The organism is Agrobacterium sp. DE0009 (assembly GCF_007680755.1).
GTDB classification, from domain to species: domain Bacteria; phylum Pseudomonadota; class Alphaproteobacteria; order Rhizobiales; family Rhizobiaceae; genus Agrobacterium; species Agrobacterium tumefaciens_B.
Window position 1 is genome coordinate 464,423 of the sequence record NZ_VEIU01000001.1, and the last position, 23,416, is coordinate 487,838.

At 58.1% G+C, this 23,416-nt stretch carries 26 protein-coding genes and 1 pseudogene; 19 read left to right on the plus strand and 8 right to left on the minus strand.

Going from position 1 to position 23,416, the window contains the following annotated elements; genetic code table 11:
• Positions 1-29 precede the first annotated feature (29 nt).
• Positions 30-1,127, minus strand: a complete 1,098-nt coding sequence (locus FS804_RS02390) for a N4-gp56 family major capsid protein (protein WP_144574356.1) — start codon at positions 1,125-1,127, stop codon at positions 30-32.
• A gap of 148 nt (positions 1,128-1,275) precedes the next feature.
• Here FS804_RS02390 and FS804_RS02395 point away from each other — a divergent pair, with 148 nt between their 5' ends.
• From FS804_RS02395 to FS804_RS25435, 4 genes are all read left to right on the plus strand, one after another.
• Positions 1,276-2,028, plus strand: a complete 753-nt coding sequence (locus FS804_RS02395) for a glycoside hydrolase family 108 protein (RefSeq protein WP_144574364.1) — start codon at positions 1,276-1,278, stop codon at positions 2,026-2,028.
• Complete coding sequence (locus FS804_RS02400) at positions 2,025-2,549, plus strand: 3TM-type holin (protein WP_144574366.1); 525 nt, start codon at positions 2,025-2,027, stop codon at positions 2,547-2,549. The genes FS804_RS02395 and FS804_RS02400 overlap by 4 nt, the downstream gene beginning before the upstream one ends.
• On the plus strand, positions 2,549-2,881 hold the full coding sequence (locus FS804_RS02405) for a hypothetical protein (RefSeq protein WP_112355450.1): 333 nt from the start codon (positions 2,549-2,551) through the stop codon (positions 2,879-2,881). Before FS804_RS02400 ends, FS804_RS02405 begins: the two co-directional genes overlap by 1 nt.
• Positions 2,882-3,085: 204 nt before the next feature.
• The gene (locus tag FS804_RS25435; protein ID WP_022556149.1) at positions 3,086-3,316 is read left to right on the plus strand and encodes an AlpA family transcriptional regulator; all 231 of its coding nucleotides are present in this window, start codon (positions 3,086-3,088) and stop codon (positions 3,314-3,316) included.
• Positions 3,317-3,548: 232 nt separating this feature from the next.
• Here FS804_RS25435 and FS804_RS02415 read toward each other — a convergent pair whose 3' ends face one another.
• Positions 3,549-3,887 (minus strand): hypothetical protein, encoded by a 339-nt coding sequence (locus FS804_RS02415; RefSeq protein ID WP_144574368.1) that lies wholly within the window; start codon positions 3,885-3,887, stop codon positions 3,549-3,551.
• A 311-nt stretch (positions 3,888-4,198) separates the two neighbouring features.
• Between FS804_RS02415 and FS804_RS02420 the strand changes: the two genes are divergently transcribed.
• The 12 genes and pseudogenes from FS804_RS02420 (at position 4,199) to FS804_RS02475 (ending at position 16,995) form a co-directional block, all read left to right on the plus strand.
• Positions 4,199-5,287 (plus strand): septal ring lytic transglycosylase RlpA family protein, encoded by a 1,089-nt coding sequence (locus tag FS804_RS02420; RefSeq protein WP_144574370.1) that lies wholly within the window; start codon positions 4,199-4,201, stop codon positions 5,285-5,287.
• Positions 5,288-5,358: 71 nt separating this feature from the next.
• Positions 5,359-6,531, plus strand: a complete 1,173-nt coding sequence (locus FS804_RS02425; RefSeq protein WP_144574372.1) for a D-alanyl-D-alanine carboxypeptidase family protein — start codon at positions 5,359-5,361, stop codon at positions 6,529-6,531.
• A gap of 135 nt (positions 6,532-6,666) precedes the next feature.
• Entirely contained in the window at positions 6,667-7,341 is a 675-nt protein-coding gene (tmk, locus tag FS804_RS02430) for a dTMP kinase (RefSeq protein WP_063948987.1), read from the plus strand.
• A complete protein-coding gene (locus FS804_RS02435) occupies positions 7,334-8,359 on the plus strand; it encodes a DNA polymerase III subunit delta' (RefSeq protein WP_144574374.1) in 1,026 nt (341 codons plus the stop codon). Before tmk ends, FS804_RS02435 begins: the two co-directional genes overlap by 8 nt.
• Before the next feature lie 289 nt (positions 8,360-8,648).
• On the plus strand, positions 8,649-10,199 hold the full coding sequence (metG, locus tag FS804_RS02440; RefSeq protein WP_144574376.1) for a methionine--tRNA ligase: 1,551 nt from the start codon (positions 8,649-8,651) through the stop codon (positions 10,197-10,199).
• An 11-nt stretch (positions 10,200-10,210) separates the two neighbouring features.
• Positions 10,211-10,993: a TatD family hydrolase gene (locus FS804_RS02445; RefSeq protein ID WP_144576301.1), complete on the plus strand. Its 783-nt coding sequence runs from the start codon at positions 10,211-10,213 to the stop codon at positions 10,991-10,993.
• Between the two features lie 2 nt (positions 10,994-10,995).
• Complete coding sequence (locus tag FS804_RS02450) at positions 10,996-11,826, plus strand: MBL fold metallo-hydrolase (protein ID WP_144574380.1); 831 nt, start codon at positions 10,996-10,998, stop codon at positions 11,824-11,826.
• Between the two features lie 21 nt (positions 11,827-11,847).
• Complete coding sequence (locus FS804_RS02455; protein WP_144574383.1) at positions 11,848-13,629, plus strand: chloride channel protein; 1,782 nt, start codon at positions 11,848-11,850, stop codon at positions 13,627-13,629.
• 263 nt (positions 13,630-13,892) lie between these two features.
• Complete coding sequence (locus FS804_RS02460) at positions 13,893-14,894, plus strand: IS30 family transposase (protein WP_144574386.1); 1,002 nt, start codon at positions 13,893-13,895, stop codon at positions 14,892-14,894.
• Positions 14,895-15,021: 127 nt separating this feature from the next.
• A pseudogene (locus tag FS804_RS02465) lies at positions 15,022-15,306 on the plus strand (helix-turn-helix domain-containing protein); the annotation flags it as partial.
• 199 nt (positions 15,307-15,505) lie between these two features.
• Entirely contained in the window at positions 15,506-15,961 is a 456-nt protein-coding gene (locus FS804_RS02470) for a Rid family hydrolase (protein WP_144574389.1), read from the plus strand.
• Positions 15,962-16,338: 377 nt separating this feature from the next.
• A complete protein-coding gene (locus FS804_RS02475; RefSeq protein ID WP_063948992.1) occupies positions 16,339-16,995 on the plus strand; it encodes a peroxiredoxin in 657 nt (218 codons plus the stop codon).
• A 51-nt stretch (positions 16,996-17,046) separates the two neighbouring features.
• On the opposite strand, the gene FS804_RS02480 is transcribed toward FS804_RS02475, so the two are convergent.
• The gene (locus FS804_RS02480) at positions 17,047-17,499 is read right to left on the minus strand and encodes a DUF5680 domain-containing protein (RefSeq protein WP_144574392.1); all 453 of its coding nucleotides are present in this window, start codon (positions 17,497-17,499) and stop codon (positions 17,047-17,049) included.
• A gap of 165 nt (positions 17,500-17,664) precedes the next feature.
• Between FS804_RS02480 and FS804_RS02485 the strand changes: the two genes are divergently transcribed.
• The 3 genes from FS804_RS02485 to fghA are packed head-to-tail and all read left to right on the plus strand — an operon-like array spanning position 17,665 to position 19,669.
• A complete protein-coding gene (locus FS804_RS02485) occupies positions 17,665-18,120 on the plus strand; it encodes a YaiI/YqxD family protein (protein WP_063948994.1) in 456 nt (151 codons plus the stop codon).
• A gap of 25 nt (positions 18,121-18,145) precedes the next feature.
• Entirely contained in the window at positions 18,146-18,805 is a 660-nt protein-coding gene (locus FS804_RS02490) for a DUF1345 domain-containing protein (RefSeq protein WP_144574396.1), read from the plus strand.
• 30 nt (positions 18,806-18,835) lie between these two features.
• On the plus strand, positions 18,836-19,669 hold the full coding sequence (gene fghA, locus FS804_RS02495) for an S-formylglutathione hydrolase (RefSeq protein ID WP_144574400.1): 834 nt from the start codon (positions 18,836-18,838) through the stop codon (positions 19,667-19,669).
• 56 nt (positions 19,670-19,725) lie between these two features.
• Here the strand turns inward: fghA and FS804_RS02500 are convergent, their stop codons facing one another.
• From FS804_RS02500 to FS804_RS02520, 5 genes are all read right to left on the minus strand, one after another.
• Positions 19,726-20,115: a RidA family protein gene (locus FS804_RS02500; RefSeq protein ID WP_144576302.1), complete on the minus strand. Its 390-nt coding sequence runs from the start codon at positions 20,113-20,115 to the stop codon at positions 19,726-19,728.
• A 151-nt stretch (positions 20,116-20,266) separates the two neighbouring features.
• Positions 20,267-20,755, minus strand: a complete 489-nt coding sequence (locus FS804_RS02505) for a hypothetical protein (RefSeq protein WP_144574403.1) — start codon at positions 20,753-20,755, stop codon at positions 20,267-20,269.
• Between the two features lie 163 nt (positions 20,756-20,918).
• Positions 20,919-21,713 carry an ATP12 family chaperone protein gene (locus FS804_RS02510; RefSeq protein ID WP_144574406.1) on the minus strand — a complete coding sequence of 265 codons (795 nt, stop codon included), beginning with the start codon at positions 21,711-21,713 and terminating at the stop codon, positions 20,919-20,921.
• A gap of 30 nt (positions 21,714-21,743) precedes the next feature.
• Entirely contained in the window at positions 21,744-22,412 is a 669-nt protein-coding gene (locus FS804_RS02515) for an HAD family hydrolase (protein ID WP_063948999.1), read from the minus strand.
• Positions 22,413-22,418: 6 nt separating this feature from the next.
• Positions 22,419-23,408, minus strand: coding sequence for an RluA family pseudouridine synthase (locus tag FS804_RS02520; RefSeq protein WP_063949000.1), 990 nt, complete (start codon positions 23,406-23,408; stop codon positions 22,419-22,421).
• Positions 23,409-23,416 lie beyond the last annotated feature (8 nt).

The window sequence follows — 23,416 nt, forward strand, 5'->3', positions numbered from 1 at the left end:
AAAGCCCGGGGCGAGCCCCGGGCAGGTCATCAGGCGTTGGGGTCTTTCGACGCGGTATCGATCGAGATCACGCCATAGTCGCGGTTGTTGAAGCGGGTCTTCTTGACGCCGGCGATCACGCCAGAGGCAACCACGGGCTCGTTGCCATGGTCCTTGGTTTCTTCGGTCCAAGTGTAGCGGAAGCCGCCAGCCGAACCGAAAGCGATCACGCCACCCTGACGTCCCATGAACAGGGCACGGCCAGCGGCGACGTCTGCGCCAGCGCCATAGTCGGCGAAGCGGATTGCCCATTCATGGCTGTGCAGGACCGTGTTGTTGATCATGCCGAGGCCGCCCTTGAAGATCGGGTTGTTGCGGCCTTCGGCGGTCGCCGCTGCCTTCTGGATTTCGAGCCAGCCGCCCTGATCCTTGTTGCGCAGGTCGTGCTCCTGGTACGGGTTCATGACGCAGACGTAGTGCGCTTCGCCGTTGATCATGATCGGCATCATGTTGGCGTTCTTGGGGTCCTTGGCCGACATCATGCGGGCCTTGGTTTGCGCGCGCTCGATAACCGAGCGGGACATGATGTCCGTTGCGTCCAGCGATCCCTTACCCGTCGCGTCGCCAGCGTAAAGGATATGGTCGGCGTCGGGCGCTTCGATCGGGTTTTCGGCGTGGCCTGCCCATGCCGTCGTTTCGATGAAGTCTTCGTTGATGCCGCGTGCGCCGGACATGTAGATGAAGATCATCTGGTCGTTGAATTTCGCCCAATAGTCAGAAAGGCGATTTTTGCCGACCTGGCGCATGTTGTGAGCGGTACGCTTGCGGCTCATTTTGCCGCCGGCGGAAACACCGTGACGCATCTGGTCAATTTTGATCTGGTCAGAGAAGAAGCGAAGGCTTTCTTCCTTGCCCTCAAGGCGCTGGTCGCCATAGGTCGGGCGGTTGCGGAGCTGCACCGACAAATCGAAGGTGATCGTGTCGCCCGCTTCCGACTCGAGGTCGGTCAGACGCTGGATCGCATATTCGTCAGAAGTGCCGATGAACTTCTTGTCGAAATAGCTTTTCTTCGTGATGTCGATGAAGAGCGCGCCAGACCACTTTTTCTGCGCTTTCGGATCGCCAAAGGCAACCACAGTCTTGGTCATGAGTGATGTCTCCGGTTCAGGATCAAACAGCACTCATGCGCATCTGCTCTCTAAATACTGGATTTGGCGGATTGTTGCAATAACTCCCCCATGATATTGAAACACATCGCTAGCGCATGAGTGCGGCCCCTGATTTTGGAGCGCACCCATGACTGACCGATTCGAGATTTGCCACGCCATCACGGCTAAGTGGGAAGGTGGATGGAGCGACCATCCCGCGGACCCCGGCGGCAAAACCATGTATGGCATCACCGAGAAGCGCTGGCACGAATATCAGGACAAGCTGAAGGTCAAGCGGACGCCGGTGCGCAACGTCACCAAGGCGCAGGCCCTCGCGTTCTACCGCAGCGAATTCTGGCTTGCCTGCGGAGCTGACAAGCTATTCCCCGGTGTTGACCTTGCTGTACACGACGGGTCTGTAAACTCTGGCGTCTCTCGCGGCCGGAAATGGCTGCTGGCTTCCGCCGGAAGCAATGATCACAGCGAGACGGTCAAGAAAATCTGCCGCGCTCGCCTTTCCTTCATGCAGTCACTCGCGATCTGGAAAACCTTCGGCAAGGGCTGGGGGCGTCGTGTCGCTGATATCGAAGCGCGGGGCGTTGCCATGGCGCTTGCAGCGATGGGCCTTTCCCCTTCACAGATTAGCGGGAAGATCAAGACAGAAGCGGCTAAATCGGCCCAGCAGGCCAGCTCGGCGAAGAAAGCGGCCACCACAAGCGCCACCGCGGCGTCAGCGCCAGCCGCCGCGCCCGTTGTCGAGCCTTCCACCGTGACGGACGCAACAACCGTCTGGATCCTCGTCGCCATTGTGGCGGCCGGTGCCGTCGCAACCGTTATCTTCATTGCCAGGAAGCGCGCCGCTGATGCTCGTGTTCAGGCCTACAACGAGGTGTCAGCATGAGCGCGCTTGCATCTATCCTGATCGGCGCTGCGCTGCGCGTAGGCGCTTCCACGGTCAAAACTATCCTTGAGAAGCAGGTGGGCGGTGTCGCGGGCGAAATCGGCGGCACAGTCATCGACGCGATTGCAAAACAGGCTGGCGTCACGGTGGACGAGCTGCCGACCGTTCCGCAGTCCACGCTGGACGAGGCGGTAAGCCAGGTCGAACCCATCGCCCCCACATTGATCCTTGCCGAAGTTGAGCAGCAGAAAGAGGCGAACCGTCTCATGCTGGCCGAAATGAACAAGGACACGTCGTTCGGCTGGCTGTGGCGGCCCGCGGGCATGTGGCTCATGCTGGTGTGCATCGCGTGGTTCGTTATCGTCCGTCCGTTGCTCAACGCGCTGCTGTGGGCAACCGGGACCGGCATCCAGATTGAGGTCGGACTGGACCTCGCCACCTTCCTTGGAATTTTCACGATCTATACCGGCCTCTACATGGGCGGTAACACGGTCATTCGCGCTGTGAAGAAAGAAGGCTGATGTCTTTTTGGGACTGGTGGGGTTCGGCAGAAGGTAAGATCGCGCTCGCAGGTATTGCGGGCTCGGCCGTCTCTGTCGCGATGGAATGGACCGGCTGGGCTCCCAGCGCTCGAAAGTTCTTGGTCGGTGCCGCTGCCGCCTACTTTCTCAGCCCGGTTGGCATGAAGTTCTTTCACTTCATCTTCGGCGCGATGAGCATTGCGGAGGAACAGTCCGCCAGTGTCGGAGGTTTCATTACCGGTATCGGCGGCGTTATCATCGTCGAAATTATCCTGAAGGCATTTCGCCTCCGTCACGCGGAGATCGGGAGACGCCGACATGACGAGGCCTAGAGTAAGGCACATAAGGGAAGCGGCAAAGCCGCAGGGCAGGGTAGTGGCCGTCGCGACGGTGATACTCGTCGTGTGGCTCATTTTTCTCCAAGCTTAGTTCCCATGGGTTGACATAGCGCCCCATATGTTCCCATATTGTTCCTGCGGATAGTTCCAACGCGGCGAGGCAGCTCGCCGTCACGTTTTGTATGTTTGGAGCCCGCTATGTCTGTCTCACCCAATGAAAATCTTGTCTCTCTCGACGCCTACCTGTCCCTCAAAGAAGTCCTGGCAATGGTGAAGGTGGGTTCATCAACGCTCTATCGCTGGATGGACGATGGCGACTTCCCGAGGCCACGCCAGTTAGGCGAAAGATGCGTTCGGTGGACGGTCGCGGACATAAAGCAGTGGCAAGACACTCGCCAAACAGTTGGCCGGCTGAAAAAGGCGTCATAGAAACTGAATTTTATTCCCGGGTATAATACCGGGTACATTTCGAAATCACCGAAAAATTTCTAAGCCAATTTCAATGCGGTAGGGGTCTAAACGTGACAGACACCCCATCTGCCATCAGCGACAATCCTATTCATAGCGTCTGGCCGCTTCTTCCCGCGCCGCGTGAGCTTTTTTCATCGGTCGCTGGCAAAAAGAAACCCGCCTTTTGGCGGGTTCCACTATTGTGCTCTGATCAGATTTCTGGACAGCCGCGTTCGTTCGCGAATGTAATCGTATCCTGGCCCCGGCGGGTGAAGCCTTCAACGACGACGCGACGCGGTGTTACTCGGACGACTTCGGGATCGCGCAAACCTGCTTCGCGGGCGGCGGCGCGGGCCTCGCGCTCGCTGCAGCCGCGCATGCGGGGTGGGCCGCGGCGGTCCATGTCTCGGTCACGGTCGCGGATGACTGGGCGAACACCATCGGGTCCGATCCGCAGCTCCATGTCCTGGGCGCTTGCCGTGATCGGCGCGGCGAAGGATACGAGTGAGACACCGATCGCAAGACTTGCTGTCTGAATAAGCTTTATCATGTTTCCTCCCTCAGCCGACATCGGCGGAAAGCTTGTTTCTGTGCGGGGAAAGAACGTGGTTGCCTTTAATTTGTTCCGTTCTGGCTCTCTTAGGGAGACACGTTTTACGGAAGATCCGCTTTGAGAGGCGGGCAGAATGGAAAGAAATCATTAACCACGTTCATTACAATTTTATCGAATTTGCAGATGTCGTTCGCATTTTCGCCACGTTATGCACAAGATTAAGCGACTGGTGCTTCGATGGCAGGGGCAATTATCGAGGCAAGTGAGGGTGCGGTTCTCCGAGCCAATAGTAGCGTGGGGCAGACGATTTGAAATCTACGGTCAATAAACTCGGCATCAACGCCAGGTCGGGCGTGAAGTGGCTTGCAATTTCCGTGCTTTGCGCAGCCACCGCATCGTGTTCCACCACGTCGGAGACCAAGCCTAAACCCAAGCGCAGCAAGGAATATTTTTCCGAATCCGAGTATGGCGTGAAGGCCAGCCCGCGCGTTGCCGATGGCAAGAACATACCCAAGGGTGGCGGACGCGAGCTGCTGGGCAATGCCTACACCGTCAAGGGTCGCCGTTATTTCCCGAAAGAAGAGCCCGGTTACAACAAGGTCGGCCTTGCCTCCTGGTATGGCTCCGCGTTCCACGGGCGTCTGACCGCCAACGGCGAAGTTTACGACAAAGAACATCTTTCTGCCGCACATCCGACATTTCCCCTGCCGAGCTATGCGCGCATCACCAATATGGATAATGGCGCCTCTGTTCTCGTGCGCGTCAATGATCGTGGCCCGTTCCACGAAGGTCGCCTGATCGACGTATCCAGCAAGACTGCCGACCTTCTGGACATGAAGGGCACGGGTACCGCCAATGTGCGTGTTCAATATGCCGGCCGTGCCCCCCTGGACGGTCATGATATGCCGTATCTGATGGCCTCCTATATCCCGAAGGGTTCGCGTTCGCCGGGCGTCGCACCTGAAGGACAGATCGCAACGGGTGTGATGGTTGCTTCGGCCTCGCCGAACTTCGTTCCTGCACCGACCTCCAACCCCAATTACGGCGCGTCCACGCAGACGGCGCTCGTTGGGACCAAGAAAAATGCGGCGCTTCAGGCCATGCCGCTTGTTAATGGTCCCGCGCCGAGCTTCGAACAATTTGCAATTCTGCCGGAAATCGGCCCCTTCCTCGCGGAACGGCCGGAAGGCAACTTCATGCGTGCGCCGGCAGCACCGGGCGGCAATTATCTACGCGTGCCCACGCCTTCCTCCAAATATGCGGCGGCTTACTCCGAAGAATCGGCTAGTGTTACGAAGACAGCGCGCGTGTTCGACAGCGTGCTCGTCGATCGTGGCGCGCTGAACGAGCAATCGATACTCGCCCATGTAAAGCGTCAGCAGGCCAAAGCACGCTGACGGATTAAAAGAGGCTGCCTGTTGCGTTGACGGCTGGCAGCCGGTTGCTGCAGGCAGGATTGGGCGGTTTCATGCGCAAGGCCATTTATCGCTCCTATCGGTCAGCCATTGCGGCGGCCGCTTTTTCATTGCTGAACGCAGTCGCCGCACAGGCGCAGACCGGACCTTTCATCGCCAAGGCGGAACAGGCCTATATGATCGATGCCGAAACCGGCACCGTTCTTCTGTCGCAAAACGAAAACCAGCCTTTTGCCCCGGCGTCGCTCGCCAAGCTGATGACGGTGGAAGTGGTGATGGATGCGCTTTCCAAGGGGCAGGTGACCGCCGAGACCGTTTATCCTGTCTCGGAATATGCGTGGCGGACCGGCGGCGCGCCGTCCCGCACCTCGACAATGTTTGCGGCTCTGAAATCGTCGATCAGCATCAACGATCTTCTAACGGGGATCATCGTCCAGAACGCCAATGATGGCTGCATCATCGTCGCCGAAGGCATGGCAGGGTCGGATGCTGCTTTCGCCAAGCGGATGACGGCGCGGGCAGGCGAACTTGGCATGGGTCAAAGCACGTTTAAAAACTCGACGGGGCTGCCAGACCCCGGCAACCAGACGACGGCCAAGGATATGGTGCGTCTTGCCCAGCATATCCATGACAGGTACCCGGAACGTTACGGGCTTTTCACCAGGCCTGATTTTGAGTGGAACCGGATTTTCCAGCGCAACAAGAATACGCTGTTGACGCCTGGGAGCGGCATTGATGGGCTGGGGCTGGGATTTGCAGAGGGGCAGGGCTTTGCAGCCGTGGTTTCGGCGGAACGCGACGGCCGGCGTGTGTATCTGGCGCTTGCGGGCATCGCAGACGACAAGGCGCGGCAGGAAGAAACCCGCCGCGTCGTCGATTGGGGCCTGACCGCGTTTGAGAAACGCCATCTTTTCAGCAAGGACGAGGTTGTCGGGTCGGTCAGCGTTTACGGTGGCGCGGCATCTTCCGTCGATCTTTCGCCGAAGGAGGATGTGAGCGTTCTCGTACCGGTCAACAACCCCGAGAGAATTTCCGGCCGCATCGTCTATCGCTGGCCCCTCAATGCGCCTCTCGATGCTGGCGCGAATGCGGGTACGCTCAGGATATTCTCGGGCGAGCGACTGCTGCGCGAGGTTCCGCTTTACACAAAGGCGGCGGTAGGCAAGGGGTCACTGACCCAGAATGCGGCGGGTGCGCTGAAGGAACTGCTGCTGTTCTGGCTCTGAAAGCCCGTCGATTGGTCGGCGTTTATCCCATGCTATTGTTTGGGAACCGGATTTTCCGAAAAGCGCTTCACAGATTTCGGTTCGATGCTGTAAACAGGCATTTCGAATTCAGGGAAACCCGCGCAGGACGTGACATTGGCCGAAAAGACCGGATTGTTCATCAGCTTCGAAGGCGGCGAGGGCGCTGGCAAGTCGACGCAGATTCGCACCCTTGCACAGGCGCTTCGCGGCCGTGGTTTTGAGGTCGTGGTGACCCGTGAGCCGGGCGGTTCGGCGGGGGCTGAGGCCGTGCGCCACGTCATTCTCTCAGGGGCAGCGGAATCCTTCGGTGTGCGCATGGAAGCGATCCTGTTTGCCGCTGCGCGCAACGATCACGTCGAAGAGGTTATTCGGCCAGCGCTCGCGCGCGGCGAAATCGTGCTTTGCGACCGCTTTCTCGATTCCTCGCGTGTCTATCAGGGCACGACCGGCAATCTGGAGCCCGACTTCGTGGAGACGCTGCAACGCATCGCGATTGATGGCGTCTTGCCGGAACTGACGCTTATCTTCGATATTGCCGCTGAAAAGGGACTTGCGCGTGCCAGAAAGCGCGCGGATGAGGGGGCGGCCCCTGACAGATTCGAAAAAGAAGAAATCGACACCCACGAGAAGCGGCGCGAGGCCTATCTGGATATTGCGCTTGCCGAACCGCGTCGTTGCCGGATCGTGAATGCAGATCAGCCGGAAGACAAGGTGACGGAAGACGTCATGTCATTCGTTGAGCCATTGCTTGCGCGTGTCGGAAACGCTTCGGACGCGGCGCATGAGTGACGTTCCGGGCGTTCTCGACGGCGCCATCGCACCGCAGCAGAACACGAAGCTTTTCGGCCATGAAGAAGCGGAAGCGTTTCTTGCGCAATCCTATCGTTCCGGCAAGGGCCACCACGCGATCCTGATCGAAGGGCCGGAGGGTATCGGCAAGGCGACGCTTGCCTTTCGTTTTGCCAATCATGTCTTGAGCTCTCCTGATCCGACCCAGGCGCCGGATTATCTCGCCGACCCCGATCCGGAGTCGCTCGTCAGCCGCCAGATTACTGCCGGCGCCTCGCATAACCTCCTGCATCTCACGCGCCCGGTCGATGAGAAGAGCGGGCGCGTCAAATCCGCGATCACCGTGGATGAGGTGCGGCGGGCAGGGCACTTCTTTTCGCAGACATCGGGCACAGGAAACTGGCGGATCGTCATCATCGATCCGGCCGACGATCTCAACCGCAATGCCGCCAATGCCATTCTTAAAATACTGGAAGAGCCGCCGAAGCGGGCCATGTTCCTCGTGCTGTCGCACGCGCCGGGTAAACTGCTTCCGACCATCCGATCGCGCTGCATGCCTCTGAGGCTGCTGCCGCTTTCCGACGAAGCCATGGTGCAATCGCTCGATCATCTCGGCATCATTCCTGAGGGCGAAAAACGCGACGCCCTGCTTGAGGCCTCGAAGGGCAGCGTTGCGCAGGCGCTGAAGCTGATGAATTACGGCGGCTCCGACATTGTCGAGGCCTTTGCCGAGGTCATGTCGGCCGAAGGGCCAGCAGCGCGCAAGCGCATGCACAAGCTGGCAGAGGTTCTGGCGCAGAAGGACGGCGACATCGTCCTTGGTTTCTTCATGGAGCATGTGACCGAAGAGCTGATGGCCCGGGCGCGGGCATCCGCAATGGCTGGCGACATTGCCGCGGCGGAAAAAAATGCAAGGCTGTCTTCGGCGCTTGCTGAACGTATCACCGTCGCGCAGGCCTATAATCTCGACAAGAAGCAAATGGTGCTTTCCATTCTGGAAGATATTCGGGGTGTCTGAAGGCGAGGGATCGCACTGAACGTACGATTGCCTCTTCCGTCATGACGGCCTCGCGTCGGTATCCAGCCAAGGCGCGCTGGCGTGTGAGAGGAGCCTTTTGCGATCAAGGACTTGATCGCGCTGGATCCGGATCTCGTCCGGGGTGACGGAGTGCGGATTCAATCCTCCGCCAAAACCCTACTTTGTCCGCAAGCCCTCGTACAAAATGTACTCTTTTTCTTTCGCTGCTGCGAACAATGGTTTATGAGCGGTCTATCCAAAAAACAGCCTGTAAAGTCGATAGACCGTCATGACAGACAAAACACCATTCTACATCACCACCGCGATCTCCTATCCCAATGGCAAGCCGCATATCGGCCACGCCTATGAGTTGATTGCGACGGACGCCATGGCGCGCTTTCAGCGCCTGGATGGAATGGATGTGTTCTTCCTGACCGGGACGGACGAGCACGGCCAGAAGATGCAGCAGACGGCACGTGCGGAAGGCATTTCGCCGGAAGAACTGGCGGAGCGAAATTCCAATCAGTTTCTCGAAATGGGCAAGCTGCTCAACGCGTCCAACGACGATTTCATCCGCACGACGGAAGAACGTCATCACGAGACCTCGCGCAATATCTGGAACCTGATGGCCGAAAGCGGCGACATCTACAAGGACAGCTACGCCGGCTGGTATTCCGTTCGTGACGAGGCCTATTACGCCGAGGACGAGACCGAAGTGCGCGCCGATGGCGTCCGTTACGGCCCGCAGGGCACGCCGGTGGAATGGGTTGAGGAGGAAAGCTACTTCTTCAAGCTCTCCGAGTACCAGGACAAGTTGCTGAAGCTCTACGAGGAGAACCCGGACTTCATCGGTCCGGCAGAACGCCGTAACGAAATCACCTCCTTCGTGAAATCCGGCCTGAAAGACCTGTCGATTTCCCGCACCACCTTCGATTGGGGTATCAAGGTTCCCAATGATCCGAAGCACGTCATGTATGTCTGGGTCGATGCGCTGACCAACTACATCACCGCAACGGGTTACCTCGAAGACAGGAACGGTCCGCGCGCGAAGTATTGGCCGGCCGATGTGCATATCATCGGCAAGGACATCATCCGTTTTCACGCGGTCTACTGGCCGGCCTTCCTGATGAGCGCGAAGCTGCCCCTTCCCAAGCGCGTCTATGCGCATGGCTTCCTGCTCAACAAGGGCGAGAAGATGTCGAAATCGCTCGGCAACGTCGTCGATCCCGCCAATCTGGTTGCCCATTTCGGCCTCGATCAGGTCCGTTATTTCTTCATGCGCGAAGTCTCCTTCGGTCAGGACGGAAGTTACAGCGAAGAGGGTATCGCCACCCGCATCAATGCCGACCTTGCCAATGGCATCGGCAATCTCGCCAGCCGTTCACTGTCGATGATCGTCAAGAATTGCGATGGCAAGATCCCGACGCCCGGTCCTTTGACCGACGAAGACAAGGCGATGCTGGCGTCTGCAGACGGTCTGCTCGCCATTTGCCGTGAGGAGATGGGCAAGCAGCTCATTCACCGCGCGGTGGCCGCCATCATCGCCGTCGTTTCCGAGACCGACCGCTATTTCGCATCGCAGGAACCGTGGGCGCTGAAGAAGACGGACCCTGAGCGGATGGGCACCGTGCTTTACGTCACGGCGGAAGTGGTACGCCAGATCGGTATTCTCTTACAGCCCATCATGCCGGGTTCCTGTGAAAAGCTTCTCGATCTCGTTGCGGCGCCCGCCGACAAGCGCGACTTCGCGGCGTTGGGCGACGCCGGTCGTCTGGTGCCAGGCACACCACTGGAAGCTCCGAAGCCCGTCTTCCCGCGTTACGTCGCGCCGGAAGCGTGAAGGCCACCACGATGCTGATCGATACCCATTGCCATCTGGATTTTCCCGATTTCGAGGCGGAGCGCGACGACATCATCGCGCGCGCCCATGCCTCCGGCGTCCGCCAGATGGTGACGATCTCGACACGGGTGCGTCGTCTGCCCGAACTGTTGAAGATCACGGAAAAATACCCGTCCGTCTTTTGCTCGGTGGGCACCCATCCGAACAATGCCGACGAGGAGCTGGATATCTCCGCCGACGAGCTGGTGCAGCTTGCCGAGAGCCATGAGAAGATCGTGGCGATCGGGGAGGCGGGTCTGGATTATTTCTACGACACGCAGAAGCCGGAAGACCAGAAGACCGGCCTTCTCCGCCACATAGAGGCGGCGAGACGAACGAAGCTGCCGCTTGTCATCCACAGCCGCAGCGCCGATGACGACATGGCCGCCATCCTGCGCGCCGAAAGCGGGAAGGGTGCATTTCCTTTCATTCTACACTGCTTTTCCGCTGGTCCCGAACTCGCAAAAACCGGTGTGGAATTGGGTGGATACGTGTCTTTTTCGGGCATTCTGACCTTCCCGAAATCGCAGGATATCCGCGATATCGCCGCCACCGTGCCGCTCGATCGCCTGCTTGTCGAAACGGACGCACCCTATCTCGCGCCGAAGCGCTGGCGCGGCAAACGCAACGAGCCGTCCTATGTGGTCAACACCGCGGAAGTTCTGGCCGAGGTGCATGGCGTTTGCTTTGAAAGGATGGCCGAAATCACCACCGAAAACGCTTTCCGCTGCTTTTCCAAGATGACAAGGGTGTAGGCGTGCCAATCTACCGTCGCCGCTTCACGGTTCTCGGATGCGCCTCCTCACCCGGTGTGCCGCGCATTAACGGCGACTGGGGGGCCTGCGACCCTGACAACCCGAAGAACCGACGCACGCGTGCGGCTTTCATGGTGGAGCAGATCAGCCCGGATGGCGGCAAGACCACCGTTGTCATCGATACCGGCCCGGATTTTCGCGAGCAGATGATCGCCGCGAAGGTGGAGGCTATCGATGCCGTTCTCTACACCCATGCGCATGCGGACCATCTGCATGGCATTGACGATCTGCGCATCTATTTCGCGCTCCAGAAAAGCCGCGTCCCGATCTATGCCGATCCTGTTACCATGGCGCGCATCCGCGATGGTTTTGCCTATTGTCTCGAGACGCCGGCGGGCAGCAATTATCCGCCGATTGCGCGACCCCATCTGATCGCCGATATCAACGAGCCAGTCGTTATTGATGGAGCCGGAGGGCCAATCGCCTTCCAGGTACATATGCAGCAGCATGGCGACGTCCATTCCCTGGGTTTCCGCATTGGTGATGTGGCCTACTGCACCGATATCAGCGATTTTCCGGCCGAGAGCCTGCCGAAACTCGCCGGGCTTGAGGTGCTCATCATCGACGCCCTGCAATATCGCTATCACCCCAGCCATCTTTCACTCGAACAGGCGCTTGGCTGGATCGAAAAACTGGCACCCAAAAGGGCGATCTTGACCCACATGCATATTCCGCTCGATTATGAGACGGTGATGCATGAAACGCCTGATCATGTTGAACCGGCTTATGATCAGATGCGTTTCGAAATTGAGATCGATTTAGAAGCCGCCTGACGCCGCCTGAAAAGGAACAGCATGTCGACCAAGCCTTTCCGTGCACCGAGTATGGCGAGCTTCTTCGACAATCTGCGCGCCAGCCGCCTGCGCGCCATGTTCCGGCGCGGCGAACTTGGCCTTGTCGCGCTTGCCGTGCTCATCGGCATCGCAGCCGGCCTTTTGGTAGCCTTGATCGGTGCTTTGAGCACGGCATTGCACGTGCTGGTCTTTGGCGTCGAACGTCTGAGCAGCAGCGATCTCTCCGGTCAGATCGTGCTGCTGGGGCCGATCATGGGCGGTGTCCTGCTTGGCCTGATCATCTTCATCCTCTCCAAAACGCGCAAAAAGCCGATGGTCGACCCCATCGAGGCAAATGCGCTGCATGGTGGGCGCCTGTCGCTCACCGACAGCATCATCGTCTGCGTTCAGAACATCGTTTCCAACGGTTTTGGCGCATCCGTCGGGCTTGAGGCGGGTTACACACAGATCGCCAGCGGCGTCGCATCGAAGATTGGCATCAAGCTGAAACTGAGGCGAGGGGACATGCGCATCCTCGTCGGCTGCGGCGCCGCAGGCGCCATCGCAGCGGCGTTCAACGCACCTCTTACTGGCGCATTTTATGCCATCGAACTCATCATCGGTACCTACACTGTCGTGACGCTAGCCCCGCTGATCGTTTCAGCGCTGGTGGCGACAACGGTTATCGGCCTGATTGGCGGCCATGGCCTTTCCATCGATATCGTTGACGCCAGCCGCGTGACGCCTGCCGATTATGTGCCGGCTATTTTCCTTGGGGTTGTGTGCGCGGCCATCGGTATCGTGCTCATGCAGGCGGTATCCTTCATTGAGGAGACGGCCCGCAAAAGTGCTATTCCTGGCTGGCTGCGTCCGACGCTCGGCGGCATCGTTGTCGGTGGGCTGGCGTTGATTTCACCGCAGGTTCTCTCGAGCGGCCATGGGGCCTTGCATCTCAACATGGATGCCGACTTGACGATCTACGGGCTTGCGGGCTTGTTCCTGCTGAAGGCTGCAGCCAGCGCGATTTCGATAGGCTCGAACTTTCGCGGTGGTCTGTTCTTTGCGTCTCTCTTCATGGGCTCGCTGCTCGGCAAGATTTTCGCCCTCTGCGCCCCCTATATCGGTTATGGCTCGACAGCGCCCATCGTTTACGCCGTAATCGGTATGAGCGCCTTTGCCGCCGCCATCATCGGCGGTCCGCTGACAATGACATTTCTCGCGCTGGAACTAACGGGCGACTTCCAGATCACCGCGCTGGTTCTTGCGGCCGTCATCACCACATCGCTTGTGGTGCGCACGACCTTTGGTTACTCCTTCGCCACCTGGCGCTTTCACCTGCGTGGCGAAAGCATTCGCAGCGCTCATGACATTGGCTGGATCCGTGACCTGACGGTCGGCAAGATGATGCGCGCCGATATCCGCAAGGCCAATGTCAGCATGGGACTGCCAGCCTTCAAGGAAAAATTTCCGCTCGGTTCGACCCAGCGCGTGATCATGACCCATGACGACGGCCGTTACGCCGGTATCGTGCTCGTGCCAGAAATCTACGCAGATCCAATGGACCGGGATCCGAGCAAGATCAGCATGGAAACCTATTTGCACTACAAGAACGACGTGCTGCTACCAACCATGAACGCCCGCCAGGCAGCCGCAGCCTTCGATGCCGCGGAAAGCGAAGCGCTCGTGGTGGTCAACGACAAAATCGAAAACCGACCCGTCGGCCTGTTGACGGAGAGCCATACGCTGCGGCGCTATAGCGAAGAGCTCGACCAGAGACGCCGCGAAGCCTCAGGTGAATTGTGACGCCAGATTAGGAAGCTGCTTTATCGCTCTGAATTTTCAAGATCAATTTAGAGATTGATATGGCATATGGACGGATGATTTCGTCGATTGTTGATGATGTGAAGACTGTGTCCGAGGTGGTGAGTAAAGAGACCCGCACTGCGCCATCCATCTGCATAAGTTCCATAATCTATCTTATGCGATTAGCGTTTGTGGCCGGGTACATTCTATTTCCAAGTGCGACATGCCAGTAATTTCAATGGCTTCACTTCGGAGATTTCGACATGTCTCGATGCTATACGCAACTCACCCTCGCCGACCGCCGACGCCTTCATCAGCTGATGACAGCCAAAGTGTCCATCAACGAGATGGCGCGTCTACTTGGCCGTCATCGCTCGACGATATATCGCGAGATCAGGCGCAACTCGTTCCATGATCGTGAACTGCCGGATTATGATGGCTACTACAGCACGCTTGCCAATGATCTGGCTCGGGAACGGCGATGCAGGCTGAGAAAGCTCAGACGTCATCCCGATTTGCGCGAGGAAATTATCAGTCAATTGAAGGCTCGCTGGTCACCGGAACAGATTGCCGGCCGCCTGGTTTCCGACGGCGTATGCCTGGTTCGTGTGTGCAAGGAGACGATCTATCGCTTCATCTACAGTAAGGAGGATTACGGCTTAGGTCTCTATGACTACCTGCCGGAAGCGCGCCGCAAACGTCGTCCATTGCGCTCGAGGAAACCGCGCGGAGGTGCGTTTCCATCGACGCATCGGATCTCGGAAAGGCCTGATATCGTTGGGCAAAGACTAGAATTCGGTCATTGGGAAGGTGATCTTCTGATCTTTGAGCGTCCATTCGGCCAGGCAAACATCACCTCGCTTGTCGAGCGCAAGAGCCGCTACCTCGTGCTGATCAAGAACCCAAGTCGGCATTCCGGTCCGATCATGGACAAGATCATGAGATCATTCTCACCCTTGCCGGCATTCGCACGTCGAAGCTTCACCTTTGACCGTGGGACCGAGTTTGCCGGATTCAGGGCTTTGGAGGATGGGATGGGCGCATCCAGCTGGTTTTGCGATCCCAGTGCACCCTGGCAGAAAGGCACGGTCGAGAACGCAAACAAACGTCTTCGCCGCTTCCTTCCCGGCAACACCGATCTGGCGTTGGTGTCACAACGCGACCTGACCACACTTGCGAGACATCTCAACAATCAGCCGCGCAAATGCCTGGGTTACAAGACGCCCGCCGAGGTGTTCATGGCCAATTTGCACGGAAGCGCGTGATCCCCTACCCTTCGGGCTGGCATGATGCAGTTGGATTAGCTCCTCCACCGCAAAGTTAAAGTGTCCTGTTTCTGCAAAGTTGGAATGTCACACTCCCCGGGTCAGATTGACCTCAGGGAGATTGCAGATGGGATTGATTACGATGAGCGAGCGCGATTTGCAGCGAATTGAGGTTTTGTCGAAAGTCGTTGATGGCCACATGACCGTTGTCGCAGCGGCACATGTACTGGCAATCTGCGCCGGGCATGTTCAGAGACTGATTTGTCGTAAAGAGGCTACCGGCGCTGCCTCGATCAGACACAAGGCAATTGGTCGCCCGTCAAACAATTTAATCGCCACCGGCGTCCGCGATTACGTTTTGTAGCTTGTGCGTAAACGCCGCTTCCTTGATTTCGGGCCAACGCTTGCGGCCTAGAAGCTTCAGGAAGAGCATGGCGTCGCAATCTCGCGGATGCGGATGAATGAAGCGAGCTTCCGGCCGAGAGCGGCGGCCAACAGGAACAGTTTGTTTATTGCGAAAACCACAATACATTTGTCATATTTATTGCAATTCACGGCACAGTCAAACTCGTTCAGTCTTGAGTTCTAGATATTTCTCGATGGAGCCAACGATGACGAACGAAGCAAACACACCACGCGTTGAATCTCCAAACCACGGCGTTGCCTGGGAAAAAGCATTTGGCTACGCACAAGCGGTCAAGGTCAAGGATACGATCTATATTTCCGGTCAGCTCAGCCACGATAGTCAAGGGAGCTTGGTCGCACCTGCCGAAGTCGATGCCATTGGAAAGCCGGTTTCGTTCGAGACCATGGCAGCTCAGATTCGCCAAACTTATGAGAACGCACGTATCATATTGCAGCAGTTTGGCGCGACCTTCGATGATGTTGTTGAAGAGACGCTCTACGTGCTGGACGTCGACGCAGCATTCGGCCCTGCAGCGGAAATCCGAAAAAGCGTTTACGGTTCCGATCTCCCTCAGCTGGCTAGCAACATTATTGGTGTTACGCGCCTCGCCTTTCCCCAACAGCTCGTTGAGATCACGTTCCGGGCGGTCGCGGACCGTTAAATAGCTGCGATGATTCTCGGATAGAAAAGCACGGTGTGCAAAAAATCGCGCAGGTCTTTGCCTCATGCGACCGCCTGGTTACTTCCTCGATTGTCTCTCTTTGCGTGACGACCGAGGAAGCTAAAGCCAGGTGAGCTTATCACCCGCCCCTCCCCGCCCTTGCAACCCGGCACAGCCGCTCCGGTCGGGGCTGGTCGTCGGCCAGGGTAGCCGGGTTGGCCAACCAGACTGTGTCACAGCGGAGGCTGAAGCAGACGTTACCGGGTGACCAACGAAAAGGCTGGCCATTTGACGCAAAAACTCTAAGCTCCTGCGCCAGACATGGATTTCGAAAACCTCCGGTTTTTTCGGAACGAGCATCAGGGAGAAAGCACCAGATGAGCTTGCGTATCAACGATATAGCACCCGACTTCACGGCCGAGACCACACATGGTCCGGTGAGCTTTCACGACTGGATCGGTGACGGCTGGGCGGTGCTGTTTTCGCATCCGAAGAATTTCACGCCTGTTTGCACGACGGAACTTGGCGCGATGGGCGGACTGCAGCCGGAATTTGAGAAGCGTGGCGTCAAGATCATTGGCATCTCGGTTGATCCGGTCGAGAGCCATGAGAAATGGAAAAACGATATCCGCACGGCAACAGGCTTCAATGTCGACTATCCGCTGATCGGCGACAAGGATCTGAAGGTCGCAAAGCTCTATGACATGTTGCCGGCGGGCGCTGGCGACAGTTCCGAAGGCCGAACGCCGGCGGATAACGCCACCGTGCGCTCCGTCTTCGTCGTGGGTCCCGACAAGAAGATCAAGCTGATCCTCACCTACCCAATGACCACAGGGCGGAACTTCGAGGAAATTCTTCGCGCGATCGATTCCATCCAGCTGACGTCCAAACACCAGGTGGCGACGCCAGCGAACTGGAAACAGGGTGAGGATGTCATCATCACCGCCGCTGTTTCCAACGAGGATGCAATTGCCCGGTTCGGGTCCTACGACACCGTTCTTCCCTATCTGCGCAAGACCAAGCAGCCCGGCTGATCTCATAATCGGATGGGGCATGGCAGTACCATCGCTCCATCCGCTTTTCTCTCATGGCTTTATGATCCCGCCATGATAGTCAAGTCGGTATGTCTCCACATGTCCGCGGTAAATCCGTTCGAGGCCGGTAAAGGAGTTGAAGTCTCCAGCATTGGTGTCGACATAGGTCAGGTCGTCGACCGGATGGGTGAAGCCGCCGAGAAACCGGCCCTCCCGATAGAGCGTGGAAAGCGAGCGCTGTATGACCTCGCCGGCCGTGGTTCCGTCGATCATATCGGACCGGAGAATTCGACCATAATAACTCATCGCCCACACCGGCACGCCCCGATGCCAGACGACCTCCTGACCGATGAAGTCGGTTCCTCCGAAATAACTGTCGATATAGTGCCAGTCGCCTTCGCGGTAGCCGAGATCGTGCGACCCCGGACGCGTTGGCGCTGCGGATTGATCGCCGCCACCGACATAAGTATTGGACTTGGCCTGCACGATGAACTCTTCCAGCATTTGATCAACCTGCCCGAATGGAACATAACGTGAACATAGGCAGCTTTAGCTCTCGTGACAAGGATTTTTCACGCGACGCCTCATCGCTATTTCGGCTTTGACGGGCTTGGTAATCGCAGCATTTAGCCTTAGAAGCGTGGCGGGAAATATCCATCAAGAGTGTCCATGTCACAAAAGCCGCAAATCTATGTCGATGCCGATGCCTGCCCCGTGAAGCCGGAAGTTCTCAAGGTTGCGGAGCGGCACGGCCTGGAGGTGACCTTCGTTGCCAATTCCGGTCTGCGCCCATCGCGCGACCCGATGGTGAAAAATGTGATCGTGTCGGCTGGTTTCGACGCCGCGGATAATTGGATCGCCGACCATGCTGGTGAGAACGATATTGTCATTACCGCCGATGTGCCGCTCGCGGGCCGCTGTGTTGCCAAGGGCGCGCTGGTGACCGGGCCAACGGGGCGCGTGTTCGATCCATCGAATATTGGCATGGCGACGGCGATGCGTGACCTCGGTGCGCATTTGCGCGAAACCGGCGAAAGCAAAGGCTATAACGCCGCTTTTTCGCCGCGCGACCGTTCGGCTTTTCTGGAGACGCTTGACCGTTTCTGCCGCCGTGTCAAAAAGTGAGGGTGCCAACAGAAAGGTGCCGCCCATGACCTCGGCCAGTCCGAAAAGCAACAGCTATCGTCGCCATCAACCCTTCGTCATCGCTTTCCTTGCTGGCGCCATTGGCCTCGGCGGCGCGCTGGCTTTCGCTCCGTCCGAGGCAATCGAGTTTGCGGCGGTGCTGTTTTTCCTGACCTATCTCACCTTGATTGCCTTTCGGCTGTCGAGCCTGACGGCGCAACATTTGAAGGCCCACGCCGATAGCGACGATCTGCCAGCGGTTGCCATCATCGCCGTCACGCTGCTGGCCGTTGCTGTTGCGGTTGTCTCGTTGTTTCAGGCGCTGAATCACAAGGGCGAAACGGTCTGGACGCTGCTCATTGCTTTCGCTTCGGTGATCTTTGGGTGGATGACGATCCATACCATGACCGCCCTGCACTACGCCCATCTCTACTGGCGGCCGGCCACGGTGGATGGGAAAAAGCAGCCTCGCGGCGGCATGGATTTTCCGTCGACGAAGGAGCCGTGCGGATATGATTTTCTTTATTTCGCCGTCGTGATCGGCATGACGGCGCAGACGTCGGATGTGGGCGTGACGACGACCGCCATGCGCAAGGTCACGTTGCTCCACTCGGTCGTTTCTTTCTTTTTCAATACGGTTCTGGTAGCGGCGGCTGTGAATGCCGCCGTCTCGCTTGCGGGCTGAACCAATTTTCTTTTCAAGAGGACTGTCTTCATGAACATTATCTCGCAAAATACGGCCTTTGGCGGCATGCAGGGCGTATTTTCCCACCAGTCGGAGACCCTGAAATGTGAGATGACCTTCGCGGTTTATGTGCCGCCGAAGGCGATCCACGAGCCCTGCCCCGTTGTCTGGTACCTCTCAGGCCTTACCTGCACCCACGCCAACGTCATGGAAAAAGGTGAATATCGCCGCATGGCGTCGGAACTCGGACTGATCATCGTTTGCCCGGATACAAGCCCGCGTGGCAATGACGTGCCGGACGAACTAACCAACTGGCAAATGGGCAAGGGCGCGGGTTTTTATCTCGACGCGACGCAGGAGCCGTGGTCCGAGCATTACCAGATGTACAGCTATGTCACGGAAGAACTGCCGGCCTTGATCGGCCAGCATTTCCGGGCCGACATGAGCCGGCAGAGCATTTTCGGCCATTCGATGGGTGGCCATGGCGCGATGACCATCGCACTGAAAAACCCGGAGCGCTTCAGGAGTTGCTCCGCTTTTGCGCCGATCGTGGCACCCTCCTCCGCTGACTGGTCTGAGCCGGCGCTGGAAAAATATCTTGGCGCCGACAGGGCCGCCTGGCGGCAGTATGATGCCTGCGCGTTGGTCGAAGATGGCGCGCGCTTCCCCGCGTTTTTGATCGATCAGGGAAAGGCTGATAGTTTCCTTGAAAATGGCTTGCGGCCCTGGTTGTTTGAAGAGGCAATCAAGAGCACGGATATTGCCCTGACGCTGCGCATGCACGAGCGTTACGACCATTCCTATTATTTTATCTCCACCTTCATGGATGATCATCTGAAGTGGCATGCGGAGCGGCTTGGCTAGGCATATGGATCGTAACGGCGGTACTCGCATGAGCCGCCGTTACAGCCCTGCCCGCATCACGGTATGCGGGCAATAACCTTGATCTCAAAGTCAAAGCCTGCGAGCCAGTTGACGCCGATTGCGGTCCAGTTGGGGTAAGGTTTCTGGCTGAAGATTTCGTTCTTCACGGTCATGATCGTTCCGAACTGGTTTTCGGGATCGGTGTGAAACGTCGTCACATCCACGATGTCGTCAAAATCGCAACCGCCGGCATTGAGCGTGGCCTTCAGGTTCTCGAAAGCCAGGCGAACCTGCTGTTCGAAATCAGGCTCAGCCGTTCCATCAGCGCGGCTGCCGACCTGGCCCGAAACGAATAAAAGGTTGCCCGAGCGGATGGCTGCCGAATAGCCATGCTCCTCATATAGCGCGTGTCTGCTTGCCGGAAAAACTGCGTCGCGTTTACCCATTTCCATCTCACTTTCCGCTTCGTGACGTCTCGATGTTTGAAACCATCAAGGTCAAATTTACATACGTTACGTATGTGAGATAGGAACATACATCGCGTATGTCAAATAACAGACCGAAAGTATCTGAGCGTGCACCTGAGACTGACTGGTGTCAGGGGAAGAGCGCTGTTGCAAGCGTCGTCGGTCCCGGCCGATTTAGCCGGAATTCGCGGATCACGCGCTCGGCTACGCCGTAAGCGAGCTCCTGCTCTATAGCGCTGTCATCGAGACTGACGACGGTCGCCGTGAATCGCGCTTCCGCGATCACCTCTCCTGTGGCAACCGCAGCGGCGCGAACGATGACCTTGGCTGATGCCCTTTCTCCGAAGAGAAAAGGAGCGCGCGTTACAGACGCAAGGCGGATGGTCAGAACGACGCGCGGGCGAATTTCTCCCCGTGCCGTGGTCTTGATCGCATTTTGCACCTGTGCATGGATGGATTGCATCAGCGCCGGCGCGACATCTGGTCGTGCGGCGACAAAGGCGCCCCGCACATCGTAAAGGAGCCGGTCGCCATTGGTTGCTTCCGGTTCCAGCCTGAAAGACATGAGCGTGAAACACGCCAGCAAAACTATGCCAAAGCGCTTCAGCGTGGTGATCATCTTCAGCGGCTCCCCTCGTACACCGGCTCGAAAATCAGAACGAATTTCGACGGAAACGATGCACAAACTCACGCGTCCAGAGTGCCCTTTCGGCCCCTTCGTCGGGTGAGCGGGACTTTGGTGTGAGATAACCGCATGATCGTTGATCAGGGTTAGAAAAGCGTTAAGCGGCGCCCTTCAGGGACTCCAGGACGTTGAATGCCGCGCGCATGTCAACGAGCCTGACAGCGCGGCGCTCCAGTGCTTCCTCGTCCTCGCCCCATTGTTCTGCGGTCCAGTCTTCATCGAGATGCGCAAGCGCCCACGCCTCTTCCAGCGAGACTTGGCCCTCGGCCACAGCCAGCGCCAGAATGGCGGAGCCGGTCAGAGACGTCATGGTGTGAAGAGCCGCGAGCGCAATCGGTGTGTCGTATTTCTTCAGCGTCACGGCAAAAGCTGAAATAGCCTCGCGCGGCTGGTCCTGATGCATGACGCCTTCGACGAGAATGAACCGCGCACCGAGCACATTGGCGGCCCAGTCTAGCACCGGATCCCAACGATCCGTCTGCCGCTGGACAAGCGCTTCCGGATCGGCGGCGCGGTAGCAGAGGAGATCGGAGGAGGAGAACCTCAGAATATCTTCGAAAACCGCCTGCGTGTCATTGGCGACACCGTCGATGGCCGTGTTGACATGTCGTGAGACGGGCATGACCACAGGATTGACGACGTCTTTCTGAGCGTCCCACTCGTTGCGCAGCAGTTGCGCAAGCGCGCGCGTCGGCACGGTGAGGGCTTTTTTGGCAGGGGTGCGCAGCGGCTTTCCATCGAGGAGAATGGTGAAGCCGCCCTCCTCTGCCTCTCCAACGGTCACGTCCTTGTAGAACCGTTTCGGCAGGGGCTTCTGCATCTGAATTTGCGCACGCAGGATCGGGTCGGGATGGCTCAAGCCCTCCGTAAGGTCGTTCAGGAGATCACGCATGGCACGTCCTCATCAGTCGGATAGAGAAGATCATTCGAAAGTATCGGCCGGAACAAAGGCCGGAATTTCACGCGGGTGGCTGACAACCGCATCGGCGCCCGCTTTCCAGAGATCGTCGACGGAGGCATACCCCCAGGAGACACCGATCGCCTTTGCGCCCGCGGCTTTCGCCATCTGCATATCGTAGATCGCATCGCCGATCACGACAGTATCGGCCGGAACCATGCCGGTTTCATGGCAGCATTCCATAACCATGGCCGGGTGCGGTTTGGACGGACAGTCATCCGCCGTGCGCGAAACGATGAAGTGTTCGGTAAAGCCGTGGCTTTCAAGAACCTGGAGAAGGCCGCGCCGGCCCTTGCCGGTGACTGCGCCAATCAGCACGTCGTCCCGTTTCGCCAGCATTTCTATCAAAGGTGCAATGCCCTCAAAAAGCGGCGTTGGATTTTCGGCCCGTTCCTTCAGTGGAAGGTAGTTCTCTTTGTACCGCAGCGCCATGGCTGACGCTTCGTCATCGACGTGGGCCCTGCCCAGCATGCGCGCGATCGCGATATCCAGCGTCAGACCGATGATCGCCTTCGTCTGCGACATATCAGGCCGCGGCTTGCCGAAGTCGGCGAAGGTTTGAGCCATGACGGCATGGATGAGACCGGCGCTGTCCACCAGCGTGCCGTCGCAATCGAAGAGAACCAGTTTCATCTGATATCAGTCTTCCCTGTCGCCGTCGGCCACATCGAGACCGAGCAGGTTCCACGTTTGCACCATATGGGGCGGTAAAGGCGCACTGACCCGAAGCCGGCCGCCATTCGGATGGGGAATATCGATATGACGCGCATGGAGATGCAGGCGCTTCTGGATGCCACCCGGAAAATCCCAGTTCGGATCGTCGATATAATATTTGGGATCGCCGATGATGGGATGGCCCATATGGAGCGCGTGAACGCGCAGCTGATGCGTGCGGCCGGTATAGGGCTCCATCTCCAGCCAGGCGAGGTTCTGGGCAGCCGTATCGATGACGCGGTAATAGGAAACGGCGTGATCGGCGCCATCCTCACCATGTTTGGCGATGCGCATACGGTCGCCATCCATCGTCTGTTCCTTGACGAGCCAGGTGGAGATCTTGTCCTGATGCTTGCGAGGCACGCCCTTGACCAGCGCCCAGTAGGTCTTTTTGGTGTCGCGCTCTCGGAAGGCGGCGGTCAGTTTCTGTGCTGCGCCGCGTGTTCGGGCAACAACCAGCACGCCTGACGTGTCACGGTCGAGGCGATGCACCAGACGCGGCTTCTCGCCTTTCTGGCTTGTCCAGGCTTCCAAGAGCCCATCGATATGGCGATTGACGCCGGAGCCTCCCTGCACGGCAATGCCGGCCGGCTTGTTGAAGACGAAGACCTTGTCATCTTCGTGCAGCAGCATGCGCGCCAGAAGTTCGGAATCTTCTGAATGTTTGAGATCTCGCGAGCCGATCGGCCCGCTTTTTACCTTCAGATCGGAATCAACCGGCGGCACACGCACCATCTGACCCGGCTGCACGCGTGCATCCGTTTTCACCCGGCCGCCATCCACACGTACCTGACCGGAGCGCAGCAGCTTCTGCAACTGCCCGAACCCAAGTCCCGGATAATGAATCTTGAACCAGCGATCGAGGCGCATACCGGCCTCGTCGGCCCCGACCTTGATATGCTCGATACCTGCCATGAAAATTC

Excerpts from the sequence above, each read along its gene's own strand:
- FS804_RS02395 (WP_144574364.1), top strand. The coding sequence starts at position 1,276 with ATGACTGACCGATTCGAGATTTGCCACGCCATCACGGCTAAGTGGGAA.
- metG (WP_144574376.1), top strand. The coding sequence starts at position 8,649 with ATGACAGACAAAACACCATTCTACATCACCACCGCGATCTCCTATCCC.
- FS804_RS02405 (WP_112355450.1), top strand. The coding sequence starts at position 2,549 with ATGTCTTTTTGGGACTGGTGGGGTTCGGCAGAAGGTAAGATCGCGCTC.
- FS804_RS02415 (WP_144574368.1), bottom strand. The coding sequence starts at position 3,887 with ATGATAAAGCTTATTCAGACAGCAAGTCTTGCGATCGGTGTCTCACTC.
- FS804_RS02480 (WP_144574392.1), bottom strand. The coding sequence starts at position 17,499 with ATGCTGGAAGAGTTCATCGTGCAGGCCAAGTCCAATACTTATGTCGGT.
- FS804_RS02475 (WP_063948992.1), top strand. The coding sequence starts at position 16,339 with ATGAGCTTGCGTATCAACGATATAGCACCCGACTTCACGGCCGAGACC.
- FS804_RS02455 (WP_144574383.1), top strand. The coding sequence starts at position 11,848 with ATGTCGACCAAGCCTTTCCGTGCACCGAGTATGGCGAGCTTCTTCGAC.
- FS804_RS02445 (WP_144576301.1), top strand. The coding sequence starts at position 10,211 with ATGCTGATCGATACCCATTGCCATCTGGATTTTCCCGATTTCGAGGCG.
- FS804_RS02485 (WP_063948994.1), top strand. The coding sequence starts at position 17,665 with ATGTCACAAAAGCCGCAAATCTATGTCGATGCCGATGCCTGCCCCGTG.
- FS804_RS02400 (WP_144574366.1), top strand. The coding sequence starts at position 2,025 with ATGAGCGCGCTTGCATCTATCCTGATCGGCGCTGCGCTGCGCGTAGGC.
- FS804_RS02390 (WP_144574356.1), bottom strand. The coding sequence starts at position 1,127 with ATGACCAAGACTGTGGTTGCCTTTGGCGATCCGAAAGCGCAGAAAAAG.
- FS804_RS02470 (WP_144574389.1), top strand. The coding sequence starts at position 15,506 with ATGACGAACGAAGCAAACACACCACGCGTTGAATCTCCAAACCACGGC.
- FS804_RS02435 (WP_144574374.1), top strand. The coding sequence starts at position 7,334 with ATGAGTGACGTTCCGGGCGTTCTCGACGGCGCCATCGCACCGCAGCAG.
- FS804_RS02510 (WP_144574406.1), bottom strand. The coding sequence starts at position 21,713 with ATGCGTGATCTCCTGAACGACCTTACGGAGGGCTTGAGCCATCCCGAC.
- FS804_RS02425 (WP_144574372.1), top strand. The coding sequence starts at position 5,359 with ATGCGCAAGGCCATTTATCGCTCCTATCGGTCAGCCATTGCGGCGGCC.
- FS804_RS02515 (WP_063948999.1), bottom strand. The coding sequence starts at position 22,412 with ATGAAACTGGTTCTCTTCGATTGCGACGGCACGCTGGTGGACAGCGCC.
- FS804_RS25435 (WP_022556149.1), top strand. The coding sequence starts at position 3,086 with ATGTCTGTCTCACCCAATGAAAATCTTGTCTCTCTCGACGCCTACCTG.
- fghA (WP_144574400.1), top strand. The coding sequence starts at position 18,836 with ATGAACATTATCTCGCAAAATACGGCCTTTGGCGGCATGCAGGGCGTA.
- FS804_RS02490 (WP_144574396.1), top strand. The coding sequence starts at position 18,146 with ATGACCTCGGCCAGTCCGAAAAGCAACAGCTATCGTCGCCATCAACCC.
- FS804_RS02460 (WP_144574386.1), top strand. The coding sequence starts at position 13,893 with ATGTCTCGATGCTATACGCAACTCACCCTCGCCGACCGCCGACGCCTT.
- FS804_RS02505 (WP_144574403.1), bottom strand. The coding sequence starts at position 20,755 with ATGATCACCACGCTGAAGCGCTTTGGCATAGTTTTGCTGGCGTGTTTC.
- FS804_RS02520 (WP_063949000.1), bottom strand. The coding sequence starts at position 23,408 with ATGGCAGGTATCGAGCATATCAAGGTCGGGGCCGACGAGGCCGGTATG.
- FS804_RS02500 (WP_144576302.1), bottom strand. The coding sequence starts at position 20,115 with ATGGGTAAACGCGACGCAGTTTTTCCGGCAAGCAGACACGCGCTATAT.